Source organism: Serratia sp. JSRIV001 (assembly GCF_019968745.1).
GTDB classification, from domain to species: domain Bacteria; phylum Pseudomonadota; class Gammaproteobacteria; order Enterobacterales; family Enterobacteriaceae; genus Chania; species Chania fonticola_B.
On sequence record NZ_CP074147.1, the window covers coordinates 1,636,828 to 1,660,846 of the forward strand.

The 24,019-nt window shown below is 56.7% G+C and carries 22 protein-coding genes and 1 pseudogene; 13 read left to right on the forward strand and 10 right to left on the reverse strand.

The annotated features are described in order from the left end of the window. Window positions 1-3 precede the first annotated feature (3 nt). The gene (locus tag KGP17_RS07405) at window positions 4-2,667 is read left to right on the forward strand and encodes a beta-N-acetylhexosaminidase (RefSeq protein ID WP_223499111.1); all 2,664 of its coding nucleotides are present in this window, start codon (window positions 4-6) and stop codon (window positions 2,665-2,667) included. 182 nt (window positions 2,668-2,849) lie between these two features. On the opposite strand, the gene fur is transcribed toward KGP17_RS07405, so the two are convergent. The 4 genes from fur to ybfF all read right to left on the reverse strand — a co-directional run bounded on the left by fur (window position 2,850) and on the right by ybfF (window position 5,682). Further along, window positions 2,850-3,296 (reverse strand): ferric iron uptake transcriptional regulator, encoded by a 447-nt coding sequence (fur, locus tag KGP17_RS07410; RefSeq protein ID WP_021805300.1) that lies wholly within the window; start codon window positions 3,294-3,296, stop codon window positions 2,850-2,852. Between the two features lie 325 nt (window positions 3,297-3,621). Beyond that, window positions 3,622-4,161 (reverse strand): flavodoxin FldA, encoded by a 540-nt coding sequence (gene fldA / locus KGP17_RS07415; protein ID WP_021805299.1) that lies wholly within the window; start codon window positions 4,159-4,161, stop codon window positions 3,622-3,624. A 203-nt stretch (window positions 4,162-4,364) separates the two neighbouring features. Then, window positions 4,365-4,652, reverse strand: a complete 288-nt coding sequence (ybfE, locus tag KGP17_RS07420) for a LexA regulated protein (RefSeq protein ID WP_021805298.1) — start codon at window positions 4,650-4,652, stop codon at window positions 4,365-4,367. Between the two features lie 247 nt (window positions 4,653-4,899). Then, complete coding sequence (gene ybfF / locus KGP17_RS07425) at window positions 4,900-5,682, reverse strand: esterase (protein ID WP_172413983.1); 783 nt, start codon at window positions 5,680-5,682, stop codon at window positions 4,900-4,902. A gap of 241 nt (window positions 5,683-5,923) precedes the next feature. On the opposite strand from ybfF, the gene seqA reads away from it, so the two are divergent. The 4 genes from seqA (at window position 5,924) to KGP17_RS07445 (ending at window position 9,339) form a co-directional block, all read left to right on the forward strand. Beyond that, entirely contained in the window at window positions 5,924-6,466 is a 543-nt protein-coding gene (seqA, locus tag KGP17_RS07430) for a replication initiation negative regulator SeqA (protein ID WP_021805296.1), read from the forward strand. 77 nt (window positions 6,467-6,543) lie between these two features. After that, window positions 6,544-8,187 (forward strand): phosphoglucomutase (alpha-D-glucose-1,6-bisphosphate-dependent), encoded by a 1,644-nt coding sequence (pgm, locus tag KGP17_RS07435; RefSeq protein ID WP_071682262.1) that lies wholly within the window; start codon window positions 6,544-6,546, stop codon window positions 8,185-8,187. A 190-nt stretch (window positions 8,188-8,377) separates the two neighbouring features. Further along, window positions 8,378-9,031 (forward strand): PadR family transcriptional regulator, encoded by a 654-nt coding sequence (locus KGP17_RS07440; RefSeq protein WP_037375215.1) that lies wholly within the window; start codon window positions 8,378-8,380, stop codon window positions 9,029-9,031. After that, the gene (locus KGP17_RS07445; protein WP_021805293.1) at window positions 9,031-9,339 is read left to right on the forward strand and encodes a DUF3861 domain-containing protein; all 309 of its coding nucleotides are present in this window, start codon (window positions 9,031-9,033) and stop codon (window positions 9,337-9,339) included. Before KGP17_RS07440 ends, KGP17_RS07445 begins: the two co-directional genes overlap by 1 nt. On the opposite strand, the gene kdpE is transcribed toward KGP17_RS07445, so the two are convergent. From kdpE to KGP17_RS07475, 6 genes are all read right to left on the reverse strand, one after another. Then, a complete protein-coding gene (gene kdpE, locus KGP17_RS07450; protein ID WP_223499112.1) occupies window positions 9,336-10,025 on the reverse strand; it encodes a two-component system response regulator KdpE in 690 nt (229 codons plus the stop codon). The two genes, KGP17_RS07445 and kdpE, sit on opposite strands and share 4 nt — an antisense overlap. 18 nt (window positions 10,026-10,043) lie before the next feature. Then, a complete protein-coding gene (gene kdpD, locus KGP17_RS07455) occupies window positions 10,044-12,737 on the reverse strand; it encodes a two-component system sensor histidine kinase KdpD (RefSeq protein ID WP_021805291.1) in 2,694 nt (897 codons plus the stop codon). Between the two features lie 76 nt (window positions 12,738-12,813). Continuing rightward, window positions 12,814-13,383: a potassium-transporting ATPase subunit KdpC gene (kdpC, locus tag KGP17_RS07460; protein ID WP_094982674.1), complete on the reverse strand. Its 570-nt coding sequence runs from the start codon at window positions 13,381-13,383 to the stop codon at window positions 12,814-12,816. 18 nt (window positions 13,384-13,401) lie between these two features. Further along, the gene (gene kdpB / locus KGP17_RS07465; RefSeq protein ID WP_021805289.1) at window positions 13,402-15,471 is read right to left on the reverse strand and encodes a potassium-transporting ATPase subunit KdpB; all 2,070 of its coding nucleotides are present in this window, start codon (window positions 15,469-15,471) and stop codon (window positions 13,402-13,404) included. A 25-nt stretch (window positions 15,472-15,496) separates the two neighbouring features. Then, window positions 15,497-17,185 carry a potassium-transporting ATPase subunit KdpA gene (gene kdpA, locus KGP17_RS07470; protein ID WP_218519688.1) on the reverse strand — a complete coding sequence of 563 codons (1,689 nt, stop codon included), beginning with the start codon at window positions 17,183-17,185 and terminating at the stop codon, window positions 15,497-15,499. Further along, entirely contained in the window at window positions 17,185-17,274 is a 90-nt protein-coding gene (locus KGP17_RS07475) for a K(+)-transporting ATPase subunit F (RefSeq protein ID WP_037375124.1), read from the reverse strand. The genes kdpA and KGP17_RS07475 overlap by 1 nt, the downstream gene beginning before the upstream one ends. A gap of 431 nt (window positions 17,275-17,705) precedes the next feature. On the opposite strand from KGP17_RS07475, the gene KGP17_RS07480 reads away from it, so the two are divergent. The 8 genes and pseudogenes from KGP17_RS07480 to pxpA all read left to right on the forward strand — a co-directional run bounded on the left by KGP17_RS07480 (window position 17,706) and on the right by pxpA (window position 23,953). Beyond that, window positions 17,706-17,912, forward strand: a complete 207-nt coding sequence (locus KGP17_RS07480) for a YbfA family protein (protein WP_021805287.1) — start codon at window positions 17,706-17,708, stop codon at window positions 17,910-17,912. 128 nt (window positions 17,913-18,040) lie between these two features. Then, window positions 18,041-18,206, forward strand: a pseudogene (locus KGP17_RS07485) (DUF1722 domain-containing protein); the annotation flags it as partial. A gap of 23 nt (window positions 18,207-18,229) precedes the next feature. Then, window positions 18,230-19,654 (forward strand): deoxyribodipyrimidine photo-lyase, encoded by a 1,425-nt coding sequence (phrB, locus tag KGP17_RS07490; RefSeq protein WP_223499113.1) that lies wholly within the window; start codon window positions 18,230-18,232, stop codon window positions 19,652-19,654. Between the two features lie 22 nt (window positions 19,655-19,676). Continuing rightward, window positions 19,677-20,657 carry an MBL fold metallo-hydrolase gene (locus tag KGP17_RS07495; RefSeq protein ID WP_223499114.1) on the forward strand — a complete coding sequence of 327 codons (981 nt, stop codon included), beginning with the start codon at window positions 19,677-19,679 and terminating at the stop codon, window positions 20,655-20,657. A 17-nt stretch (window positions 20,658-20,674) separates the two neighbouring features. Beyond that, a complete protein-coding gene (locus tag KGP17_RS07500; RefSeq protein WP_024529338.1) occupies window positions 20,675-21,418 on the forward strand; it encodes a type 2 GTP cyclohydrolase I in 744 nt (247 codons plus the stop codon). Between the two features lie 224 nt (window positions 21,419-21,642). After that, complete coding sequence (gene pxpB / locus KGP17_RS07505; protein WP_024483155.1) at window positions 21,643-22,299, forward strand: 5-oxoprolinase subunit PxpB; 657 nt, start codon at window positions 21,643-21,645, stop codon at window positions 22,297-22,299. Then, window positions 22,293-23,219 carry a 5-oxoprolinase subunit PxpC gene (pxpC, locus tag KGP17_RS07510; protein ID WP_218519687.1) on the forward strand — a complete coding sequence of 309 codons (927 nt, stop codon included), beginning with the start codon at window positions 22,293-22,295 and terminating at the stop codon, window positions 23,217-23,219. Before pxpB ends, pxpC begins: the two co-directional genes overlap by 7 nt. Further along, window positions 23,216-23,953 (forward strand): 5-oxoprolinase subunit PxpA, encoded by a 738-nt coding sequence (gene pxpA, locus KGP17_RS07515; RefSeq protein WP_115158774.1) that lies wholly within the window; start codon window positions 23,216-23,218, stop codon window positions 23,951-23,953. The genes pxpC and pxpA overlap by 4 nt, the downstream gene beginning before the upstream one ends. Window positions 23,954-24,019 lie beyond the last annotated feature (66 nt).

Genomic DNA, 24,019 nt, shown 5'->3' on the forward strand with positions numbered 1-24,019 from the left:
CAGATGAACAAGTTTAAGATGAGTGCTCTCGCCGCCCTGACGGCTACCGTTGGGTTATTGGGCAGCGTGGGTTCTGCCATGGCCAACCAGCAGGTGGTTGATCAACTCAGCCAGTTGCAGGTCAATCTGAAGATGTTGGACAACCGTGCCGCCGAGAACGGCGTAGACTGTGCCAAGCTGGGTGCCGACTGGGCGTCCTGCCACAAGGTGCTGATCACCTTGACCAACGGCAATCAGGAAATCAAAGATAAAGACTGGGCGATCTATTTCCACAGCCCGCGCCAGACGCTGAAGGTCGATAACGACCAGTTCAAAATCACCCACATTACCGGCGATCTGTATAAGCTGGAACCGACGGACAAATTCACCAGCTTCCCGGCCAATCAGGCGGTGGAAATCCCGATTATCGCTGAATACTGGCAGTTGTTCCGCACCGACTTCCTGCCGCGCTGGTATGCCACTTCCGGCGATGCTCAGCCGAAGATCCTGTCGAATACCGATACGGAAGATGTTCACCAGTTTGTTGCCCCGTTCACCGGCGACCAGTGGAAGCGTACCAAGGATGACAACAACATTCTGATGGTGCCGGAAAGCCGCTTCACCAAGAACCAGGATCTGAAAGTGTTGCCGATGGCATCGCTGCGTGGGCAAATCATCCCAACCCCGATGGAAGTTAAAGTCCACGCGAAGGATATTGACCTGAGCAAAGGCGTGGCGCTGGAACTGAGTGCCTTGACCAAGCCAGCGGCAGATGCAGCAGCCGAGCGTTTTGCACTGCTGGGCATTGAGAGCCATGCGAACGGTTATCCAATCAAGACGGATATCAAGCCAGCGGCATTCAAAGGCGATCAGGCCGTGCCTGGTGCCTACCAGCTGAAGATCGGCGAGAAAGGTGCCGAGATCGTCGGTTTCGATCAGACTGGGGTGTTCTATGGTCTGCAATCCATCCTGTCGTTAATCCCTTCGGATGGCAGCAAGAAGATCGCGACGCTGGATGCCAAAGATGCACCGCGCTTCCAATACCGCGGCATCTTCCTGGACGTGGCGCGTAACTTCCACCAAAAAGACGCCGTATTACGCCTGCTGGATCAAATGGCAGCCTACAAGCTGAACAAATTCCACTTCCACCTGACCGATGACGAAGGTTGGCGCATTGAGATCCCTGGCCTGCCTGAGTTGACCGAAGTGGGAGGCCAGCGTTGTCATGACCTGAGCGAGACCACCTGCCTGATGCCACAATACGGCTCTGGCCCGGCACCGCATGGCGGCTTCTTCTCCCGTCAGGATTATATCGACATCGTTAAATATGCTCAGGCACGCCAGATTGAAGTGATCCCTGAGATCGACATGCCGGCGCACGCCCGTGCGGCGATAATTTCCATGGAAGCTCGCTACAAGAAACTGCTTGCCGAAGGGAAAGAGAAAGAAGCCAACGAGTTCCGCCTGGTGGATCCGACCGATACCTCCAATACCACCTCGGTGCAGTACTTCAACCGCCAGAGCTACCTGAACCCATGCCTGGATTCGTCCAAAAACTTCGTGGACAAAGTGATTGGCGAAGTGGCCCAGATGCACAAAGAGGCCGGCCAACCGCTGAAAACCTGGCACTTTGGTGGGGACGAAGCGAAGAACATCCGTCTGGGCGCTGGCTATACCGACGTGAAAAACCCGGAAGCGGGCAAGGGCATCCTCGATCTGAGCAAAGAAGACAAGCCGTGGGCCAAGTCGCAGGTTTGCCAGGCCATCATCAAAGACGGCAAAGTGGAAGATATGGAACACTTGCCAAGCTACTTCGGTCTGGAAGTCAGCCAGTTGGTGAAAGCACACGGCATTGACAGAATGCAGGCGTGGCAGGACGGCCTGAAAGATGCCAAAGACTCGAAGGCCTTCGCGACCAACCATGTGGCGGTGAACTTCTGGGATACCCTGTACTGGGGTGGTTTCGACTCGGCTAACGACTGGGCGAACAAGGGTTATGACGTGGTGATCTCTAACCCGGACTACGTCTACATGGACTTCCCGTATGAAGTCAGCCCGGACGAGCATGGTTACTATTGGGGCACCCGTTTCAGTGACGAGCAGAAGATCTTCAGCTTTGCGCCGAACAACCTGCCGCAGAACGCCGAAACCTCGGTGGACCGTGACGGTAACCACTTCACCGCCAAGAGCGACAAACCATGGCCGGGCGCATATGGTCTTTCCGCCCAGCTGTGGAGCGAAGTGGTACGTACCGACCAGCAGATGGAATACATGATTTACCCACGTGCCGTGTCGCTTGCAGAACGTGCATGGCACCGTGCAAGCTGGGAACAGGATTACAAAGCTGGCCGTGAGTACAAAGGTGGCGAAACCCATCAGGTCGATACCAAAACCCTGGATCAGGACTGGCTGCGCTTTGCCAACCTGATTGGCCAACGTGAGCTGGCCAAGATGGATAAAGCGGGGGTGAGTTATCGCCTGCCGGTCCCAGGTGCACGCATCATCGGTGGCAAGTTGGAGGCGAATATTGCTCTGCCGGGCCTGGGAATTGAATATTCCACCGACGGCGGCAAACAGTGGCAGCGTTATGACGATAAAGCGCGCCCTGCGGTAGCGGGAGATGTGCAAATCCGCGCGATTAGCCCGGATGGCAAACGCTTCAGCCGTGCCGAGCCAGTAAAAGCGTAAGTGAGAACTCCGCCCGCCTACGTGTCGGTAGGTGGGCTGAGATAGTGCGAGGTGAGAGAAAACTGCAATTGTGATAATTGAGTGGATATTTTTCCCCGGGCCTGTCCGGGGATTTTTTTATCTGTCATTTAGGCATAAAAAAACCGCCGTGTAGGCGGTTTTCGCGTTCTGGCGGGCCAGGATCAGTTCTTGTTGTGCAGCGTTTCGTTCTCGCGGCAATCACCGGTTTCACAGTGGCCGTACAGGTACAGGCTGTGGTTGGTGAGCTTGATACCGTGTTGCTTGGCGATATCGCGCTGACGCACTTCGATAGATTCGTCGCTGAACTCGATCACTTTGCCGCAGTCCAGGCAAATCAGGTGATCGTGGTGGTGCTGCTGAGTCAGTTCGAAAACCGACTTGCCACCTTCAAAATTGTGGCGGGTCACAATACCTGCGTCGTCAAACTGGTTCAGCACGCGGTATACCGTGGCCAGGCCAATTTCTTCACCCATATCTATCAGTTTTTTGTACAGATCTTCCGCACTGACGTGATGGCATGCCGGATCCTGCAAGACTTCCAGGATTTTGAGTCGCGGAAGAGTGACTTTTAAGCCAGCCTTCTTCAATGCGGAGTTGTTATCAGTCATGCGGATTCAGTCCTGTTACTATGCTAATCAAGTTGAGGCGTTCTCGCCTATGGCATCGGTTGGCACAAAGCGTTAATTGCGTCTCATTATAGAACCGGTTGCTGCAAATAGAAACCGCCGGTTGTTAACAAACCTATCTTTGCACGTTTACAGGGTAATCATGCAAAGCTTTGATGGATGGGATAAACCGATATCTCAGTCTACCGTGGCGAGGTAGGAAGTTACAAACTTGTAGCTTCTATTGCTCTAATCCGTGATGCCGATAACAGAAGGGCGCGCTCTACGGCGCCCTTACTATGTGCTACGTATCCGCCGGGGCAGAGGCTTAGCCGACGATCTCGGCCAGGCTCAGCTCTTCACTGATTTGCTTGACCCAGGCGTCTACACGTTCGTTGGTCAGCTCAGGTTGACGATCTTCGTCAATGGCCAGCCCGACAAAGTGATCATCATCAGCCAGACCCTTGGAGGCTTCAAAATGGTAGCCTTTGGTTGGCCAGTGGCCGACGATGGCCGCACCGCGTGGTTCAATGATGTCGCGGATGGTGCCCATCGCATCGCAGAAATATTCCGCGTAGTCTTCCTGATCGCCACAGCCAAACAGCGCCACCAGCTTGCCGTTAAAGTCGATGTCTTCCAGCGTCGGGAAGAAATCATCCCAGTCGCACTGGGCTTCGCCATAGTACCAGGTTGGGATACCGAGCAGCAGGATATCAAACGCTGCCAGATCTTCTTTGCTGCTTTTGGCGATGTCGTGGATTTCTGCCACGTCGTTGCCGAATTTTTGCTGAAGCGTCTTTTGGATCATCTTGGCAATGTTTTCGGTATTGCCAGTGTCGCTGCCAAAGAAAATGCCTACATGAGCCATAGTAAAGATAACCTTTTAATTCAAATGAATGTGTTGCGTAAACGCGGCCTGAGGCGCTGCCAAGGGCAGGCTTGCTCAGCCGTAAATGCGTATCATGCCAGAAATTTGCCCTGAGGTTTTATCGCGTTTATGCGATGCCTCTGCGGAGGTGGAACCGATCTGGCGTCATCCTTAACGCCGTGCCGCGCGTGCGGCAGCAGAGATCAGTGTTCTGGCTGTTCTTCTGCCAGTTGGGCCAACAGCATTTGTTCGATCAATTCGCTGCGGCTGATATTGCGCTGGTCGGCCAGTTTGTTGAGAGCATCTACCGCGTCTGCGTTGATTTTCAGCTCCACACGCCGTAATCCACGCACTTTGTCCCGTCGTAGCTGATTGCGCTTATTAATTCTAAGCTGTTCATCTCGGGAAAGCGGGTTGGTTTTCGGGCGCCCTGGACGGCGTTCATCTGCGAACAGATCCAGCGTCGTGCGATCCGTTTGTTCTTTTGCCATTGTTGCGCTACTGCAAGGGAGTTTGCATCAAAAAGCGGTTTACGCTTCCAGACGGTTCGATTTACACAATTCGGGCCAATTAACCCTAACCCAAATTCACCCCCAGCCAAGCGCAGCTTCACACCTGGACAGGGTGGCAAAATTATAGCGCGCCATATTACCCCAGCAGATGGAGCGACGACAATGCCTAACTTAGCTACAAACGCGCTAAGCTATTCTCTCTAGCGCGTTTTTTCGCCACTTGGGCTCAGGGCTGGTCAATAAAGCGGTGGATTGCCCGTAATACAGCGTCCGGCTTCTCCGCATGGACCCAGTGGCCGGAACCTGCAACCACATAGGCGCGTGCCTGCGGGAACTGGCGGGCTATGTCATCGCGGTAGCTATCCTGCACGTAAGGCGAGAGGCCACCACGGATAAACAGCGTCGGGTGCGGCCAGGGTGGAACCTCTTGCCAGCCGATAATGTTCTCATATTGCTCGATCAGCACTGGTAGGTTGAACCGCCAACTGCCAGCATGGAAAGATTTCAACAGAAACTGGATCACGCCTTCTTCATGCAGCGTGGCTCGCATGAGCTGCGCAGCTTGCTGACGCTGGGTGATACCCGCATCGGTGACGGCTTGCAGTGCGGTAAAGATCTGATCATGGCGGCGGATGTCGTAATCCACCGGGGCGATATCGATCGCCACCAGCCGTTCAATCCGCTCCGGGGCTAGCGCGGTCAATGCCATCGCTGCTTTGCCGCCCATTGAGTGGCCGATCACGATGGCTCGCTCGATTTGCAAGTCGTCTAACAGCGTCAACAGATCCTGCGCCATCGCCGGGTAGGTCATCTCTGCTGCGCGTGGTGACAGCCCGTGATTGCGCAGATCGACCTTGATCACCGTATGCTGTTGGTTCAGGTCGCGCGCCAGTACGCCCAGGTTATCCAGATTGCCAAACAGGCCGTGGATCAGCACGATCGGTAGGTTCGCTGGCGTGGCAGCCTCTGCGGCCAGTAATTGATAATGTAATTTCATGGTGAAGTTCATGATCTTGAGATAATGAGTTAGGTTAACATGACCAGAGAGATTATTGGTTGGTTCGCAGAATTTTGCCGATATTTCATGGTATGGTGAGGGGTTGGCGGCCAGGGCGATTGGCTAAAGTCTGCTTTTGCCGTTTGGGAGAACATTGTAGTGTTCGCGCCCGCGCTTTTAACCTTATAATCCCATGGCTTGAATGCACCAATTGGCTTCAGGTTCATAAGTAGAAAAAACGTACTGGATAAAGATGAAAACTATTGAAGTCGACGAAGAACTTTACCGCTATATTGCCAGCCACACGCAACATATCGGTGAAAGTGCGTCTGATATTTTACGGCGTATGTTGAAGTTTACAGCAGGCCAGCCTGTGCGCACGGCCCCTGTGGTTGCCAGTGGCCAGGCAGAGCCGTCAGCGGCTGCTGTTGCAGCACAGCGTCCGCGCGATCGCGTGCGTGCGGTGCGCGAGCTGCTGCTGTCGGACGAATATGCCGAACAGAGCAAAGCTGTAAATCGTTTTATGCTGGTACTTTCCACCTTGTACACCCTCGATGCGGCGGGCTTTGCCGCGGCAACGGATTCGTTGCATGGCCGTACCCGTACCTATTTTGCTGGCGATCAGCAAACGCTGCTGGCCAACGGAACGCATACCAAGCCCAAGCATGTGCCAGGTACGCCTTACTGGGTGATCACCAATACCAACACCGGCCGCAAACGCAGCATGATCGAACACATCATGCAGGCCATGCAGTTCCCTGCGGAACTGATCGAGAAAGTTTGCGGCACCGTCTAATTTAGCGAACAGCCCGTCACGGTGGCCGTAAGCGACTCATTGCCCGGCCACAGTACTGGCATTTTAGGGAGTAGTCGATGGCTAATGACCCACGTGCCGGGCAACCCGCTCAGCAAAGTGATTTGATCAACGTAGCCCAGCTGACGTCGCAGTATTATGTGCTGCAACCAGAGGCCGGTAATGCTGCACACGCGGTGAAATTCGGCACCTCAGGGCATCGCGGCAGCGCGCTTCGTCAGAGCTTTAACGAAGCACATATCCTGGCGATCGCTCAGGCCATTGCCGAAGTGCGTCGTCAACAGGGCACCACTGGCCCTTGCTACGTGGGTAAAGACACCCATGCGCTGTCCGAACCCGCCTTTATTTCCGTGCTGGAAGTGCTGACCGCCAACGGCGTTGACGTGGTGGTGCAGGAAAACAACGGCTTTACGCCAACCCCTGCCGTGTCACACGCCATCTTGTGCTTCAACCGTAAAGGGGGCGCGCAGGCAGACGGCATCGTGATTACGCCTTCGCATAACCCACCTGAAGACGGCGGCATCAAATATAACCCGCCAAACGGTGGCCCAGCCGATACCAACCTGACTTCCGTGATTGAAAAGCGTGCCAACGAACTGCTGAGCCTCAAGCTGCAGGGCGTGCAGCGTCAATCGCTGGATAAAGCCTGGACTGGCGGCCATCTGCATGCGCAGGATCTGGTGCAGCCTTACGTGGCAGGGCTGGTGGACATTGTCGATATGCCAGCCATTCAGCGTGCGGGCCTGAAGCTGGGCGTCGACCCGCTTGGCGGTTCCGGCATTGCCTACTGGCAGCGCATTGCCGAGCACTATAAGCTGGATCTGACGTTGGTGAATGACTCCATCGATCAGACCTTCCGCTTTATGCACCTGGACCATGACGGCATCATCCGCATGGACTGTTCGTCCGAATCGGCAATGGCTGGCCTGCTGGCCCTGCGCGACAAGTTCGATCTGGCGTTTGCCAACGATCCTGACTATGACCGCCACGGTATCGTCACGCCTGCGGGCCTGATGAACCCGAACCACTACCTGGCCGTTGCCATCAATTACCTGTTCCAGCATCGCCCGCAATGGGGTGCCAACGTTGCCGTGGGTAAAACGCTGGTTTCCAGCGCGATGATTGACCGCGTTGTGGCCGATCTGGGCCGCAAACTGGTGGAAGTGCCGGTCGGTTTCAAATGGTTTGTTGATGGCCTGTTCGACGGTAGCTTCGGCTTCGGCGGCGAAGAGAGCGCCGGTGCTTCGTTCCTGCGCTTCGACGGCACGCCTTGGTCTACCGATAAAGACGGCATCATCATGTGCCTGCTGGCGGCCGAGATCACCGCGGTCACCGGTGAAAACCCGCAGCATCACTATAACGATCTGGCCAAACGCTTCGGTGCGCCAAGCTACAACCGTATCCAGGCTCCGGCAACCTCCGCACAGAAAGCGGCGTTGTCCAAGCTGTCTCCGGAAATGGTCAAGGCCAGCACTCTGGCGGGCGATCCTATCACCGCGCGTCTGACTGCAGCTCCGGGTAACGGCGCATCTATCGGCGGCCTGAAAGTGATGACCGACAACGGCTGGTTTGCCGCTCGTCCTTCGGGTACCGAAGAGGCCTACAAGATCTACTGCGAAAGCTTCCTGGGTGCCGAGCACCGCGAAAAGATCGAGCATGAAGCAGTCGAGATCGTCAGCGAAGTGTTAGCTTCAGCCAAGTAATCTCTCTTTCGATAATGAAAAGGCGCTGTTTTTACAGCGCTTTTTTTATGCCTGCAATTTAGATATATCTAAATTGCAGGTTACCTCTTGCGCATTTAGATATATCGATCTAGATTAGAGCCATCGACGTATTTTAGATATATCTAAATGCATCGATGCTCATATCATCAATCAAGAGGTAACAACCATGATGTTTAATCGATTTGCACGTCACCTTTCGTATGGTCACCACGACCAACGGGAAGAGGGGCATTGCCACCACCGCCGTGGCGGCCGTCATCATTTTGCTGGCCGCGGGGAACACGGCCGTGGTGGTGAAGAACATGGCCGGGGCGGGCGCGGGCGTCATCGCCTGTTTGAGCATGGCGATCTGCGCCTGGTGCTGCTGGCGCTGGTAGAGCGTAAACCTAGCCACGGCTACGAACTGATCAAGGCGATCGAAGAGGCTTCTTCCGGCCTGTATGTGCCAAGCCCAGGCGTGATTTACCCAACCCTCACGCTGTTGGAGGAGCAAGACTTCCTGGAACCCGCGGTGGCTGGCAATGGCCGTAAGAGCTACCAAATTACCGAACTCGGCAAGCAGGAACTGCAAAAGCATCAGGCAGCCATCGAAGTGATTTTTGCTCGTCTGGCTGGCGCGGGGCGCGATCATCGCCATGAGGGTAATCTGGCCGACGGGATCTCCGAAGTGATGAATCGCCTGCGCTATCTGCTGCGCGGCAACATGATGCGTGCGGATTTGTCTCAGGAGCAGGTCGGGCGTATCAATCAGGCACTGCTGACCGCCGTGGAGGCTATCGAAGCCGAAATGGTATCGCCAAAACAGCCACAGGAGGATAACTGATGCCAGGCCACCGTTTCCGCATTACCGTAGAAGCCCTGACAGACCGTAAAGGCGAACCCGTCGACAAGCCGGAGTTGGTGTTTGAGGTAGAAAATCACGACGATATTCTGGCCATTGTTGAGCGCATTCAAGGGCGAGAGGATCTGAACTTTGGCGAACAGAACAGCGCGGCCTTTGCCGTCGGGCTCAAGCTGTTCTCAGAAGTGATGATAGAAAACCGCAAGCATCCGCTGTTTGAGCCCCTGCGTGACTCGTTTAAGGCGTTTATGATCGGACTGAAGAAAGGGCCCACATCGTCGCAGGATTAAGGCATAAACCGATAACCGACGCCGGTCTCAGTGAGCAGATGCCTGGGCCGCGCCGGATCGGCTTCCAGCTTTTGCCGCAGATGGCCCATATAGATGCGCAGATAGTGGCTGTGTTCGACGTAATTGGGTCCCCAGACGTGGCTGAGTAGCTGCCGCTGGGTGATCACCTTACCGGAGTTGGCCAGCAACTCGGACAGTAAACGGAACTCGATGGGCGTCAGATGCAGATCTTCACCGTTACGCAAGACGCTGCGGTTGATCAGATCGACGGTGATATCGGAGAAGCTGAACAGTGGGCTTTCCTGTTGGCTATTGGCGTGGCGGCGTAGCGCAACCCGCACCCGAGCCAGCAGTTCACCAATGCCGAACGGCTTGCTGAGATAGTCATCGGCACCCGCATCCAGCGCGGCAATCTTGTCCTCTTCGGCATGGCGTGCGGAAAGGACAATCACCGGCACCGCGCTCCATTGGCGCAGATCGCGAATGTAGTCCAGCCCGTCGCCATCGGGTAACCCCAAATCAAGAATGATCAGATCCGGCTTGCGCGTGCCGGCCTCTATCAGCCCACGCTTCAAGGTTTCACTTTCAAACACCCGTAACCCTTCGCTCTCCAGCGCGGTGCGCACGAAGCGACGGATCTCTTTCTCGTCTTCCACAATCAGAATGTTAGTCGGCGATGTGGTCACGGGGCCTCTACTCTTGGGTTATAAGTCAAAATCTGTTCCATCCAGTTCGGGTGGCTTTTCCAACGGCAGCATAAAGTGGAAGCTGGCTCCGCCTTCGGCGCGGTTCTCCGCCCAGATGCGGCCGCCGTGTACTTCAATAATGGCACGACAAATCGCTAACCCCAAACCGACGCCGGGGATCGCCGACTCTTTATTACCACGGGAGAACTTGTCAAATATCAGTTGGGTCTGTTCCTCCGGTATGCCGGGGCCATTATCCCAAACCTCCACTTCCAGCCAGTCCTTAACTGCGTGGGCGCGGATCCCGATGATAGCATCGGCACCGGCATATTTATTGGCATTTTCCACCAGGTTGGTGAACACCCGCTCTAACAGGCTGCCATCACAGTTGATCAACACCATCTCTTGCGGCAACTCCACCTTGATTTCGTGCAATACCAGCAGCGGTTCCAGCATATGCAGCGAGGCGCCGACGATCTCTTCCAGCGATTGCCACTCTTTGCGCAGGTTAAAACCGCCGGACTGAATGCGCGCCATATCCAGCAGATTGTTTACCAGGCGGGTGGTACTGAGCACCTGCTGGCGGATTTGGCTGGCCTGTGGGGCGTGGCTGGAGCCTTCGGTGGCCAGATCCAGCGTCAGGATCTCTGCCTGACCAAACAGCACGGTAAGCGGAGTACGCAGATCGTGAGAGAGGGCGGCCAGCAGCGAGTTACGTAGCTGTTCGCGTTCGGCATCCAGCTTGGCCTCTTCGGCACTGCGGGCCAGATGCAGGCGCTCCAGCGCGCTGGCGATCAGCACCGCAAAGGTCTGTAACAGCCGCTGTTGCTCCGGCACCATCAACTGACGCAGATTGTTCGGTTCAATCGCCAGCAGGCCAAAGGTCTGTTTGGAGGTGCTGAGCGGCAGCAGTTGGTATGGCACGCCGGGCAGGGTGTCGGTACCGGCCCCGGCGGGTAAGCCTTTGCCATAGCTCCAGCGGGCGATGGCTTCATCCACCGACAGCAAGCCACCTTCTTCTCCCACCATCTGTTGCAGGGAGCCATCCTCCTGCGGCAGCAGCAGCACGGTTTTGGCCTGGAAGCTGCTGGAGATAAAATGACGGCTGGTTTTGGCAATATCTTCTCTGCTCAATGCCTGGCTGAGCCCACGGGACATCTCATACAGGTGCCGCGCCCGTTGTTCACGATAGCGTGCAACTCGGGCCTGATAACGTACCCCGGCGGTCAGATTACCAATGGTGATACCGACGGTCAGCATCACGGCAAAGGTCAGCAGGTATTGCATATCACTGACGGCGAACGACCATTCGGGCTGCACGAAGAACAAATCGAAGCTGGCGACGTTGATCACCGCGGCCAGCACCGAAGGCCAGCGGCCAAAGAACAGGGCGACAATCGCCACGCCCAGCAGATAAACCATCACCAGGTTGGCCGAATCAAAGCCCGGCAGTAACCATTGCGACAGCAGCGTGATGATCGCGCACAAAGCCACGGCAACGGCACAGCCCCGCAGCTGGAATCGCCATTTTTCGCTAAAGGCGCGGTTATCATGCTCTTTGGCCTGCGGCTGCGGCGTATCGTTTTCCAGCGCGACAATCACCAGGTCGAGATCCGGCCCAAGCTGGCCAAGACGATCGGCAAAGCTGCCGCGCAGCTTCCAGCGCTGTTCGCCACGGCGGCCAATAATGATTTTGCCCAGGTTATGTTCCCGGGCATAGCGCAGTACCGCGCGTTCTTCAGAAGGATCGGAAAGGGTGGCGGTTTCAGCCCCTAATTCTTGCGCCAGCCGCAAGGCACGCAGGATGGATCGCCGTTGGTTTTCCGGCAGGCGGTGCAGCTTGGGGGTTTCGACATACACGGCATGCCAGTGGCAACCAAGGCGTGCCGCGAGCCTTGCAGCAATGCGCACCAGCTTTTCGCTACCGCTGTTATGGCCGACGCACAGAAGGATGCTGTCTCGGGTGTGCCAGACTTTTTCACGCCCCTGGTTATCGCGGAAGGCCCGCATTTGGTCGTCAACACGGTCGGCGGTGCGGCGTAGTGCCAGCTCACGTAGGGCGATCAGGTTACCCTTTCGGAAGAAATGCTCGATGGCGCGTTCGGCCTGGCCGGGGATATAGACCTTGCCTTCGTTGAGCCGTTGGCGTAGATCGTCAGGGGGCAGGTCTACCAACACCACTTCGGTCGCTTCGTCAAACACGTGGTCAGGCACGGTTTCCCTGACCCGCACCCCGGTGATGCCGCCGACGACGTCATTCAGGCTTTCCAGATGCTGGACGTTCACCGTGGTCAACACATCAATACCGGCATCCAGCAGTTCGTCCACATCCTGCCAGCGTTTGGGATGGCGTGAACCCTGGGCATTGCTGTGTGCCAGCTCATCCATCAGGATCAGGGCCGGATGGCGTGCCAAAGCGGCATCGAGGTCGAATTCCTGCACCTGGCGGCCACGATGTTGGATGCGTTTTGCTGGCAGGATCGACAGCCCTTGTAGCAACGCCGCCGTTTCCTGGCGCCCGTGGGTTTCCACAACGCCAATGAGCACGTCTAGCCCTTGCGCCCGTTGCCGCTGAGCCTCCTGCAACATGGCGTAGGTTTTACCTACCCCGGCGCAGGCACCGAAGAAGACCTTCAGTTTGCCGCGTGGCTTTTCATTGGCTAACGCCAGCAGGCTGTCTGGATCGGGGCGTTGCAGTTCGTCATCCACCATCAAAGTTCCTTGTTTACCCATGCAAAGCGGGTTCGGCAATGCCGAACCCTTTAGCGACGTTTTATCACGTTTGCCGTTATTTCAACGCATCCAGCGCCATATTCAGCTTCAGCACGTTGACCACCGATTCCCCCATAAAATTAGGCGTGGCGCGATCGGTGTTTTCATCAATCAGTTTGGCAATCTGTTCCTGCGGCAACTGACGAGCGTTGGCGACACGTGCTAACTGGTACTTGGCGGCCGCCAGTGAAATCTGTGGATCCAGGCCACTGCCGGAGGCGGTCAGCAGGTCGACCGGGATCGGCCCGCTCATCGCCGGGTTAGCCTGGCGCAGCTGCGTTGCCCGCTCACCGATCGCTTTATCCAGCGCCGGGTTGGTGGCGGCCAGATTACTGCCGCCGGATGCCAGCGTATTATAGGCCGAATCGCTGGTGGCAGAAGGGCGACCCCAGAAATACCCCGGTTGGGTGAAGTTCTGGCCAATCAATGCCGAGCCGACTGCTTTATCCCCTTGATAGAGAAGCGATCCATTGGCCGTACCGCTGAACAGTAACTGTGACAGCCCGGTAGTGAGTAATGGGTAAGCAATACCGGTGATCGCCGTCAGCAGGATCAGCATAACCAGAGAAGGACGTAAATAAGACATCATAAATTCCTCGTTATCTTAGCCGGCCATATTCAGCGCGGTCAGCAGCAGGTCGATTAGCTTGATGCCCACGAACGGCACCAGCAGGCCACCCACACCATACAGCCACAGGTTACGGCGCAGCAGTGCGGCGGCGCTCATTGCCTTATAGCTCACCCCTTTCAACGCCAGTGGGATCAGGAAGACGATCACCAGAGCGTTGAAGATCACCGCCGACATAATCGCCGAGGCGGGGGAGTGCAGTTGCATCACGTTCAGCGCATTCAACTGCGGATAGGTTGCCGCGAAGGCTGCCGGAATAATGGCAAAGTACTTCGCTACGTCGTTGGCGATACTGAAGGTGGTCAGTGAACCGCGCGTCATCAGCATCTGCTTGCCGATATGCACCACTTCGATCAGCTTGGTCGGGTTGGAGTCGAGATCGACCATGTTGCCCGCTTCCTTGGCCGCCTGCGTCCCCGAGTTCATGGCAACCGCCACGTCGGCCTGCGCCAGTGCAGGGGCGTCGTTGGTGCCGTCGCCGGTCATCGCAACCAGGCGTCCTTCCGCCTGATACTGACGGATCAGCGCCAGTTTGGCCTCTGGCGTGGCTTCCGACAGGAAGTCATCCACACCGGCTTCGGCTGCGATGGCGGCGGCGGTCAGGCGGTTATCCCCGGTGATCATCACCGTCTTGATGCCCATCTTGCGCAGTTCGGCAAAGCGTTCTTTAATCCCGCCTTTGACGATGTCTTTCAGCGCCACCACCCCTAATACGCGTGGCCCTTCGGCGACCACCAACGGCGTACCGCCGGTACGAGCGACGCTTTCCACCAACTCATCTACCGCACGTGGGAAGTGGCCATTGTTGGATTCGACGTGGCGGCGAATGGCATCTACAGCCCCTTTACGGATCATCCGGTCCTGCACGTTGACGCCGCTCATGCGGGTTTGCGCAGAGAAAGGCACGAAGGTGGCGTTCAACGCCTGCAAATCACGTTCGCGCAGGTTGAAGCGCTGCTTGGCCAGCACCACGATACTGCGGCCTTCCGGCGTTTCATCGGCTAGCGAAGAGAGTTGGGCGGCATCGGCCAGCTCTTGCTCTTTTACCCCCGGTGCCGGCAGGAATTCGGACGCCTGACGATTACCTAGGGTGATGGTACCGGTCTTATCCAACAGCAATACGTCAACGTCACCGGCGGCCTCAACGGCGCGCCCGCTGGTGGCGATCACGTTGGCACCCAGCATACGGCTCATTCCGGCGACGCCGATAGCGGACAGCAGCCCACCAATGGTGGTCGGGATCAGGCAGACCAGCAAGGCCACCAACACGGTGATCGACACTATGCTGCCGCTGCCTGCGGCTTCCACGCTGTATTGCGAGTAAGGGAATAGGGTTGCGGTCGCCAGTACGAACACGATAGTCAACGCCACCAGCAAAATAGTCAGTGCCACTTCGTTTGGGGTTTTACGGCGTTTGGCACCTTCGACCATCGCGATCATGCGATCGAGGAAGGTTTCCCCCGGGTTGACGCTGCACTGCACCACCAGCCAGTCGGACAGAATACGCGTCCCGCCGGTCACGGAGGAGAAGTCACCGCCGGATTCACGGATCACCGGTGCAGATTCACCGGTGATGGCGCTTTCATCGACCGAGGCGCCGCCTTCCAGCACTTCGCCGTCGCAAGGGATGGTGTCACCGGCTTCCACCAGCACGATATCCCCTTTACGCAGGCTCTCGGCCGAGACTTTCTCGGTAGCGCCATCACGCTTCGGCGTGGCGAGTTTCTTTGCCCAACTGGTTTTCTTGGTGCCCTTCAGGCTTTCTGCCTGAGCCTTGCTGCGTCCTTCCGCCAGCGCCTCGGCGAAGTTGGCGAACAGCACGGTAAACCACAGCCACATGGCGATGCTGCCGGTAAAGGTCGCACTACCTTCGGCGTTGCCTGAAAGCACCACCAGCCAAATGACCGAAGTCAGGATACTGCCGAGGTACACCACGAACATCACCGGGTTACGCCACTGAACGCGTGGGTCCAGCTTTTTCACCGCATCGATCAGCGCGGTACGCATCAGTGCCGGTTCAAACAGTGCGCGTTGTTTGCGAGTCATCTTGTTCTTCTCTCTGTTATGACTGTTAATTGGCCAACCACAGTTGTAAATGTTCGGCTACCGGGCCTAGCGCCAGTGCAGGGACAAAGGTCAAGGCACCGACCAGCAGGATGGTGCCGACCAACAGGCCGATAAACAGTGGCCCGTAGGTTGGCAGCGTACCGTTGCCCGCCGGTTGGCGTTTTTTGACACACAGCGAACCCGCAATGGCCAGCACTGGCAGGATCACCCCGAAGCGGCCAACAAACATCGCCAAGGCCAGCAGCAGGTTGTAGAACGGCGTGTTGACGCTCAGACCAGCAAAGGCGCTACCGTTGTTGTTGGCTGCCGAAGAGAAGGCGTACAGCACTTCACTGAAGCCATGCGCCCCTGGGTTGAGGATGCCAGTACGGCCGGCGTCGGTAGCAATCGCCAACGCGGTGCCCAGCAGTACCAAGGTCGGCGTCACCAGGATCGCCAGCGCGGTCATCTTCATGTCATAAACATCGATCTTCTTACCGAGATATTCCGGCGTGCGGCCAATCATCAGCCCGGCGATAAATACCGTCAGCAGCACGAACAGCAGCATGCCGTACAGGCCGGAACCGACGCCGCCGAACACGACCTCGCCAATCTGCATCAGCCACATCGGCACCATGCCACCCAGCGCGGTAAAGGAGTCATGCATGGCGTTGACGGCACCGCAGGAGGCCGCAGTGGTCACCACCGAGAACATGCTGCTGGCGAGAATGCCAAAGCGGGACTCTTTACCTTCCATATTGATGTTGCTGCTACTGCCAAGCGCGCTCAGATGCGGGTTGCCAGCCAGCTCAGCATTCATCACCACGATCACCGCAACGATAAAGATCAGTGCCATGGCCCAGATCAGCGCGTGACCCTGGCGGTTTTCACCGGCCACCTGACCAAAGGCGAAGCACAGGGCGCAAGGGATCAGGAAGATCGCCAGCATCTGTACAAAGTTGGTCAATACGGTTGGGTTTTCAAACGGATGCGCCGAGTTGGCACCGAAGAAGCCGCCACCGTTGGTGCCGAGCATCTTGATCGCTTCCTGCGAGGCTACGGGTCCCATCGGCAAGGTCTGCTGTGCCCCTTCCAGCGTGGTCACATGCAGGTAAGGCAGGAAGTTCTGCAACGTCCCCTGGCTGACGAAGAACAGCGCGATCAGCAGAGACAGTGGCAACAGCACATACAGGGTAATGCGCAGGATATCGATCCAGGCGTTACCAATGGTGGCGCTGGAACGGCGTGCAAAGGCCCGGATCAGGGCAAAGGCAACGGCGATACCGGTGGCGGCAGACAGGAAGTTCTGCACCGTCAACCCGGCCATCTGGCTGAGATAGCTGAGGGTGTTTTCCCCGCTGTAGGCCTGCCAGTTGGTATTGGTGACGAAGCTGACGGCGGTATTGAACGCCAGATCCCAAGATAAACCGGGGAACCCTTGTGGGTTGAGCGGTAAGGAACCCTGTGCCATCAGCAGTACCAACAGCAGCACTAAACCGAGGATATTGAACCACAGGATCGCCAGTGCGTATTGCCACCAGGTCATCTCGGCGGTGTCATTACCGCAGCAACGCCAGACGGCTGCTTCCACATGGCGCAGGACCGGTAGTGGCTCTCCCTCGATCAGGCGAGCTATAAAGCTGCCCAGGGGACGAGCCAGCACCAGAAGCACCAGCACAAAGCTGGCGATCAACAAGAAGGCTGAAGCTGCCATCAGAAGTCCTCCGCATTAAACAGGGCATAAACCAGATAGCCCAACAGCAGCAGAACCAACAGCGCACCACCAATAACGCTGAAACTCACGGGACACCTCCAGAGGTGTTGTTTTTGATAGCCTGAGTGTAGGGAGGGCAGTAGAAAGAAGATGAAAAAATAGCGGGGCCGGGTGTAAAAAAAGTATAAAAATGATTGAAATAACGGCAGAAATTGGCGGTTTTATACGCAGGAAGGGCGTGGGCGGATGGGTTGTTGGCGTAAAAATCCGTTAAATGATCCCAGCAACGCCAAGAAACCACAATGTAACTAATGTTAAGTTAGTTATTAACCTTGATGTAACAAAATTACGTTACGGAGGCCTTTTTTGTGCTCTTTTTGCGCATTTTAGTGGTCGGATGAGTTGTAAAATTACAACCTATGCGGTAATATTTTGCTCAGTTTCCATTTGGTCATCATTTATCGTTTCGCATTGCGTCGGGTCCTGACAACCTGGCGCGGATGTTTTTAAGGAGGTTCGTATGTCTAACTACCAAGCCTATCCGTTGCATCGGGTCCTCCTGCGCCGTAGCGCAGTGATTCTGATCGGTGTTCTTGCCTTGCCGGTGATGCTGTTCCGTGCCGATCGCGCACGTTTTTACAGCTATTTACACCGCGTCTGGTCAAAAACCAGCAATAAACCGGTCTGGCTGCAACAGGCAGAAACGGCGTCCTGCGATTTTTATTAATCCTGGCCCGTTGCACTACTACGAACCCTCGCCCCTTTGGCGGGGGTTTTTGCGTTTTAGGCCGCACTAACGCACTAAATCCTCTACACTTCTAGCATTAACCCGTTGGTGGGAGACAAGATATAGCGCAGGAACTGGCCAGGCTTATCGACCACTATCGCCAGGGGATGCAACCGCTGCTGGCACCGATTACCGATTACGCTGTTAAAACATGACATGGCCGAATATCCTGATAGCTATCTGGCGCAACAGCGCTATTTTGAGCCCTATCCGGAGGCGTTGTGCCTGCGCTAGGCCATTAACCTGCAAGGAGTGTTATGACCACGCATCTGGTCTGGTTGCGTAACGATCTACGCATTACCGACAATAAAGCCCTCTCTGCCGCCTGTAGCGATCCGCAAGCCAAGGTGCTGGCGGTATTTATCGCTACCCCCGCGCAATGGCGCCAGCACCATATGGCGCCACGTCAGGCGGCGTTTATCCACGCCAATCTGTTGCAGGTGCAAGCGGTGCTGGCGGCTCGGGGCATTGAACTGATTTGCCATCAGGGCGACGATTTTGCCGGTTCGGTTAACTGGCTGGTGGAGTTCTGCCAGCGCCAGCAGGTTACGGCCCTATATTATAATCGTCAGTATGAAATCAATGAGCGTCAACGTGACGCCCGCCTTGAGCAGGCGTTGGCCGGGCAGGTGAGGTTCCACAGCTTTGATGATAGCCTGCTGTTGCCTCCCGGTAGCGTGCAAACCGGCAACGGCGAGATGTACAAGGTGTATACGCCTTTTCGCAAAGCCTTTCTCCAGCGGTTGGCCGAGACCGACGTGAGCTCTCTGCCAGCACCACGCCCGCGTGGGGAAGCCGTTGGTTTTACCGCAGCGGTGGCATTCGATTATCCTTTGGCTGAGGTGGGAGAGGGCTATCCCGCAGGTGAAGAGGCTGCATTACACAGGTTGCGCGCTTTCTGCCGAGAGCGGGTGCAAGACTATGCGACACAGCGCGATTTGCCCGCCATTGCCGGCACCAGCAATCTGTCACCCTACCTGGCTATTGGCGTTATCTCTCCCCGCCAGTGTGTCAACCGTCTGCGCGTCGAGTGCCCCGATGTGCTGGAAAATCCGCAAAGCGGTGCTTTCAGTTGGCTTAATGAGCTGATCTGGCGAGAATTTTATCGTCACCTGATGGTAGCGTATCCTGCGTTATGCAAGCACCGTCCCTTTATCGCCTGGACGGATAAGGTATGCTGGCAACGCAACGACGCGGCGTTACTGGCCTGGCAACAGGGCAATACCGGTTACCCGATTGTCGATGCTGCCATGCGTCAGCTCAATCAAACCGGCTGGATGCATAATCGCCTGCGGATGATCGTGGCCAGCTTCCTGGTCAAGGACTTGCTGATCGATTGGCGCGCCGGTGAACAGTATTTCATGTCCCAATTGCTGGATGGCGATCTGGCCGCCAACAACGGTGGCTGGCAGTGGGCCGCCTCTACCGGCACCGATGCCGCACCTTATTTCCGCATCTTTAACCCGACCACTCAGGGCGAACGTTTTGATCCAAAAGGCACTTTTATCCGTAAATGGTTGCCTGAACTGGCGAATGTACCGGACAATGAGCTCCATCAACCCCATCGCTGGGCGGAAAAGCAGCAGCAGGTTCTGAATTATCCGCCGCCGATAGTCCAACACCAGCAGGCTCGGCTGGAGACGTTGGCGGCTTTTGAAGCGGCCAAGCGAGGGGGACATTAAAGTAACAGCAAGGAGCTTCCTGATGATGAAGAAACTACTGGCCTTGTGCCTGGGCGGCTATTCCGCATTGGCCGTGGCCGGTTTTGACGTAGTGGCGCTGGGCGTCGACGGTGGCGTCAGTGACGGTAATCTGACTTCTTATCTGATCCGCAGTGATAACCAGACGCAGTATCTGGCACTGGATGCCGGGACGTTGCTGCCGGGGATTGCCAAAGGGCTGGAAAAGGGCAGTTTTCCGCAGGTCACGCCCGAGCTGGCCGCTCCCTTAACTCCGCAGGGCTATATTTTCCGTCAGCTGATTGGCGGTTACTTCATTAGCCATGGCCATCTGGATCACGTGGCTGGGTTGATCCTTGCTTCACCGGAAGACAGTAAAAAAACCGTTTATGCACAGGCTGATACCGTATTGACGCTGCGCAATCATTATTTTAACTGGAAAGCCTGGCCCAATTTTACCGATGCCGGTAATGGCTCGCGGCTAGGCACTTACCGCTTGCAAACGGTGCGCCCGCTGCAGCGTGTGACCCTGGGCCTGACCGGTTTGAGCGGGGTGATGTACCCACTTAGCCACGATCGCTACCCCTCTTCGATGTTGCTGGTGGCCGACCGTGAAGGGTCATTTGCCTACTTTGGCGATACCGGGCCGGATGCGCTGGAACAGTCACGCAATCTGGATGGCGCCTGGCGCGTACTGGGGCCGCTGATTGAGCAGAAGAAGCTGAAGGGCATGATTATCGAAACCTCTTACCCGAACGAGGTGGATGACAAGCATCTGTATGGACATCTGACCCCGGCCTGGCTACTGAAGGAGCTGAAAAACCTCCAGCAGTACAGCGGCGGAGAGGGATCGTTAAAAGATCTGCCGGTGATCATCAGCCACATCAAGCCCAGCCTGAAACAGGGGGAAGATGTGCGTGCTACCATCAAGCAACAGCTGGATCAGGGCAACGATCTGGGGGTGAAATTTATCCTGATGGAACAGGGCGATCGGCAACAATTTTGAATGAGAGTGAGATGACTATGCATAACCTCGATCTGGAACATCTGATCAACAGCGAACTCAACTGTGCGGCCTTCCAGGACTACGCGCCAAATGGCCTACAGGTGGAAGGGCGGGCACATGTGCAGCGTATCGTGACGGGAGTGACGGCCTGCCAGGCGTTGCTGGATGCGGCGGTGGAACATCAGGCGGATGCCATAGTGGTGCATCATGGTTACTTCTGGAAAAACGAAGCACCCGCGGTGCGCGGCATGAAGCGTAACCGGCTGAAAACTCTGCTGAGCAACGATATCAACCTGTATGGCTACCACTTGCCGCTGGATGCACACCCGGAACTGGGGAATAACGCGCAGTTGGCAAAGGCGTTGGGCATCCGCGTGATCGGTGAGATCGAACCTTTGGTGCCGCACGGCGAATTTGAGCAACCGCTCAGTGCGGGTGAATTGCAACAGCGTATCGAGAGCCGTCTTGGCCGAGCGGTGTTGCACTGTGGCGATAATGCCCCGCAGGCAATCCGTCGGGTGGCCTGGTGTACCGGTGGCGGCCAGGGATTTATCGACAGCGCGGCGCGATTTGGCGTTGATGCGTTTATCAGCGGAGAAGTTTCTGAGCAAACTATTCATACGGCGCGGGAGATGGGCGTGCACTTTTTTGCCGCCGGCCATCACGCGACGGAACGTGGTGGGATCAAGGCGTTAGGCGAGTGGTTAGCGCAACATCACGGCTTTGACGTCACCTTTATCGATATCCCCAATCCGGCCTAATTTGCCTATGGGTTCGGTAAAACGAACCCTTTAGCGCCGCTAATCCCTTATATTCCCGAAGGTTGCTCTCTTGACAGCCGACGTTACGTCCCGCATAACTGATACGCTTTTCAAATAATAAAATACCCTGTGAACTTCAAGTTGCTACCCAGTGACCCGCTCATTCGTTCGTGAGCGGTCAGTCATGCTGCGGCTTGAAACACGACGAGTATAAGGAGATAGGGGTGCAACGAGCACAATATTACCTGCTAGGGGAACGCGCTGTAGTGCTTGAATTGGCACCCCCGGTGACGCTGCAAAGTCAGCAGCGCATCTGGGCATTGGCAGAAAAGTTGAATCACCACACTGACGTACGGGAAGTGGTGCCGGGAATGAATAACCTGACGCTGTTGCTGTATACGCCGCAGGCTGATGCCGAGGCGATGCTGGAGCTGCTGCGTCAAGGATGGGAGGGCAACGAAAGCCTGGTGCCAGAGTCCCGCGATGTCGATATCCCGGTGATCTATGGCGGCGAATATGGCCCCGACCTGGATGAGGTGGCGCGCCATACCGGTATGACGCCGCAACAGGTGGTGGAATGCCATTCGTCCACCGCGTATGTGGTTTATTTCCTGGGCTTCCAACCTGGTTTTACCTATCTGGGGGGGATGCCGGAGCGTCTGGCCACTCCACGCCGTGCGGAACCTCGTTTGTCTGTTGCTGCGGGTTCTGTGGGGATCGGTGGCGGCCAGACGGGGATCTATCCGCTGGTCACGCCGGGCGGTTGGCAACTGATTGGCCGCACGCCGTTGGCGCTGTTTAATCCGAATGAAATGCCGCCGACGCTGCTGCGCCCGGGCGATAACGTGCGCTTTGTACCGCAAAAGGGGGGCGTATGCTGAAGATCTTGCGAGCCGGTATTTACACCACCGTCCAGGACCTGGGGCGTAACGGTTTCCGGCGTTTGGGCATCAGCCAGGGCGGTGCTCTGGATATCCCCGCGCTGAAAATAGCCAACCTGCTGGTGGGCAATTCGCCCGAATCGGCTGGGTTGGAGATCACGCTGGGGCAATTCAGTGCCGAATTTACCCATAATGGGTGGATTGCGCTGACTGGCGCGGGCTGCGATGCTCAGTTGGACGGCAAATCTTTATGGACGGGCTGGCGCTATCCGGTAAAAAAAGGCCAGCAACTGACGCTGAAGATGCCTAAACGCGGGATGCGCAGCTATCTGGCGGTGTCTGGCGGCATCAATGTTCCGGAGATGCTGGGCTCACGCAGCACCGATCTGAAAGCGGGCTTTGGTGGATTGGAAGGCCGGCAGTTGAAAGAGGGCGACGTGTTGCCAGCGGGTAAGCCCCAGGCGCTGCCGACCACGGTCATCGGCGTGAAACAGCCGCTGTTCAGCAACCGGATCAGAGTGTTGACCGGGCCAGAATATGACGAGTTCAGCCAACAGGCGCAGGACGACTTCTGGCGTACCGCCTGGCAGCTTAGCCCGCAGAGTAACCGCATGGGTTATCGCCTGCACGGCGGCAGCGCCCTGACGCGCACCACTGAACGGGAAATGCTCTCCCACGGCCTGATACCCGGCGTCATCCAGGTCCCACACAACGGCCAGCCGATCGTCTTGATGGCCGATGCTCAGACTACCGGAGGTTACCCGCGAATTGCCTGCGTAATCGAGGCGGATCTCTTCCACTTGGCGCAGATCCGTCTGGGGGATGCACTTCACTTTATCCCCTGCACCCTGGCAGAGGCGCAGCGCGCCAAGGCTGAGCAGGATCACTTTATTCAACAGATTGCCTGGGGGGTTAAATGATCGTCGATTTAAATGCCGATCTCGGTGAAGGTTGCGCCAATGACGAAGCGCTGTTGCAGTTGGTCAGCTCGGCCAATATTGCCTGCGGCTTCCATGCCGGGGATGCCCAGACCATGCGCCAATCGGTGCGCTGGGCGTTGCAATACGGTGTGGCGATTGGTGCCCATCCCAGTTTCCCGGATCGGGAAAACTTCGGCCGCACTCGGATGCAGTTACCGGTAGAAACGGTGTATGCCCAAGTGGTGTATCAGCTGGGGGCGCTGGCCGCCATTACCCGGGCTGAAGGCGGCGTGATGGCCCATGTGAAACCGCATGGCATGCTCTACAACCAGGCGGCGGTGGAGCCGGAATTGGCGGAAGCCATTGCCCGCGCGGTGTTGGCGGTAGACCCTTCGTTGCGTCTGGTGGGGTTGGCCGGCAGTGAACTGATCCGCGCAGGTGAAAAGCTGGGGTTGGCGACGCGGCAGGAAGTGTTTGCCGATCGCGGCTATCAGGCCGATGGAACATTGGTGCCGCGTGGGCAACCAGGAGCACTGATTGCCAGTGATGAACTGGCATTGCAACAGACGCTGGAAATGGTTCGCCACCAGCGTGTACGAACCGTTGAGGGGGGCTGGGCCTCCGTCAAGGCTGAAACCGTTTGCCTGCACGGCGACGGGGAACATGCGCTGGCCTATGCCAGGAAGCTGAGAGAGAGCTTTGCTCAGCAGCAGATTGGCGTCAGCGCCGCATAAAAAAATAATGACTACAGCAAACACAACATTGCCCGCAAGACCGAGGGCGACAAGAGGGAAGTGAAT

Excerpts from the sequence above, each read along its gene's own strand:
- KGP17_RS07405 (WP_223499111.1), top strand. The coding sequence starts at position 4 with ATGAACAAGTTTAAGATGAGTGCTCTCGCCGCCCTGACGGCTACCGTT.
- fur (WP_021805300.1), bottom strand. The coding sequence starts at position 3,296 with ATGACTGATAACAACTCCGCATTGAAGAAGGCTGGCTTAAAAGTCACT.
- fldA (WP_021805299.1), bottom strand. The coding sequence starts at position 4,161 with ATGGCTCATGTAGGCATTTTCTTTGGCAGCGACACTGGCAATACCGAA.
- ybfE (WP_021805298.1), bottom strand. The coding sequence starts at position 4,652 with ATGGCAAAAGAACAAACGGATCGCACGACGCTGGATCTGTTCGCAGAT.
- ybfF (WP_172413983.1), bottom strand. The coding sequence starts at position 5,682 with ATGAACTTCACCATGAAATTACATTATCAATTACTGGCCGCAGAGGCT.
- seqA (WP_021805296.1), top strand. The coding sequence starts at position 5,924 with ATGAAAACTATTGAAGTCGACGAAGAACTTTACCGCTATATTGCCAGC.
- pgm (WP_071682262.1), top strand. The coding sequence starts at position 6,544 with ATGGCTAATGACCCACGTGCCGGGCAACCCGCTCAGCAAAGTGATTTG.
- KGP17_RS07440 (WP_037375215.1), top strand. The coding sequence starts at position 8,378 with ATGTTTAATCGATTTGCACGTCACCTTTCGTATGGTCACCACGACCAA.
- KGP17_RS07445 (WP_021805293.1), top strand. The coding sequence starts at position 9,031 with ATGCCAGGCCACCGTTTCCGCATTACCGTAGAAGCCCTGACAGACCGT.
- kdpD (WP_021805291.1), bottom strand. The coding sequence starts at position 12,737 with ATGGTGGATGACGAACTGCAACGCCCCGATCCAGACAGCCTGCTGGCG.
- kdpC (WP_094982674.1), bottom strand. The coding sequence starts at position 13,383 with ATGTCTTATTTACGTCCTTCTCTGGTTATGCTGATCCTGCTGACGGCG.
- kdpB (WP_021805289.1), bottom strand. The coding sequence starts at position 15,471 with ATGACTCGCAAACAACGCGCACTGTTTGAACCGGCACTGATGCGTACC.
- kdpA (WP_218519688.1), bottom strand. The coding sequence starts at position 17,185 with ATGGCAGCTTCAGCCTTCTTGTTGATCGCCAGCTTTGTGCTGGTGCTT.
- KGP17_RS07480 (WP_021805287.1), top strand. The coding sequence starts at position 17,706 with ATGTCTAACTACCAAGCCTATCCGTTGCATCGGGTCCTCCTGCGCCGT.
- phrB (WP_223499113.1), top strand. The coding sequence starts at position 18,230 with ATGACCACGCATCTGGTCTGGTTGCGTAACGATCTACGCATTACCGAC.
- KGP17_RS07495 (WP_223499114.1), top strand. The coding sequence starts at position 19,677 with ATGATGAAGAAACTACTGGCCTTGTGCCTGGGCGGCTATTCCGCATTG.
- KGP17_RS07500 (WP_024529338.1), top strand. The coding sequence starts at position 20,675 with ATGCATAACCTCGATCTGGAACATCTGATCAACAGCGAACTCAACTGT.
- pxpC (WP_218519687.1), top strand. The coding sequence starts at position 22,293 with ATGCTGAAGATCTTGCGAGCCGGTATTTACACCACCGTCCAGGACCTG.
- pxpA (WP_115158774.1), top strand. The coding sequence starts at position 23,216 with ATGATCGTCGATTTAAATGCCGATCTCGGTGAAGGTTGCGCCAATGAC.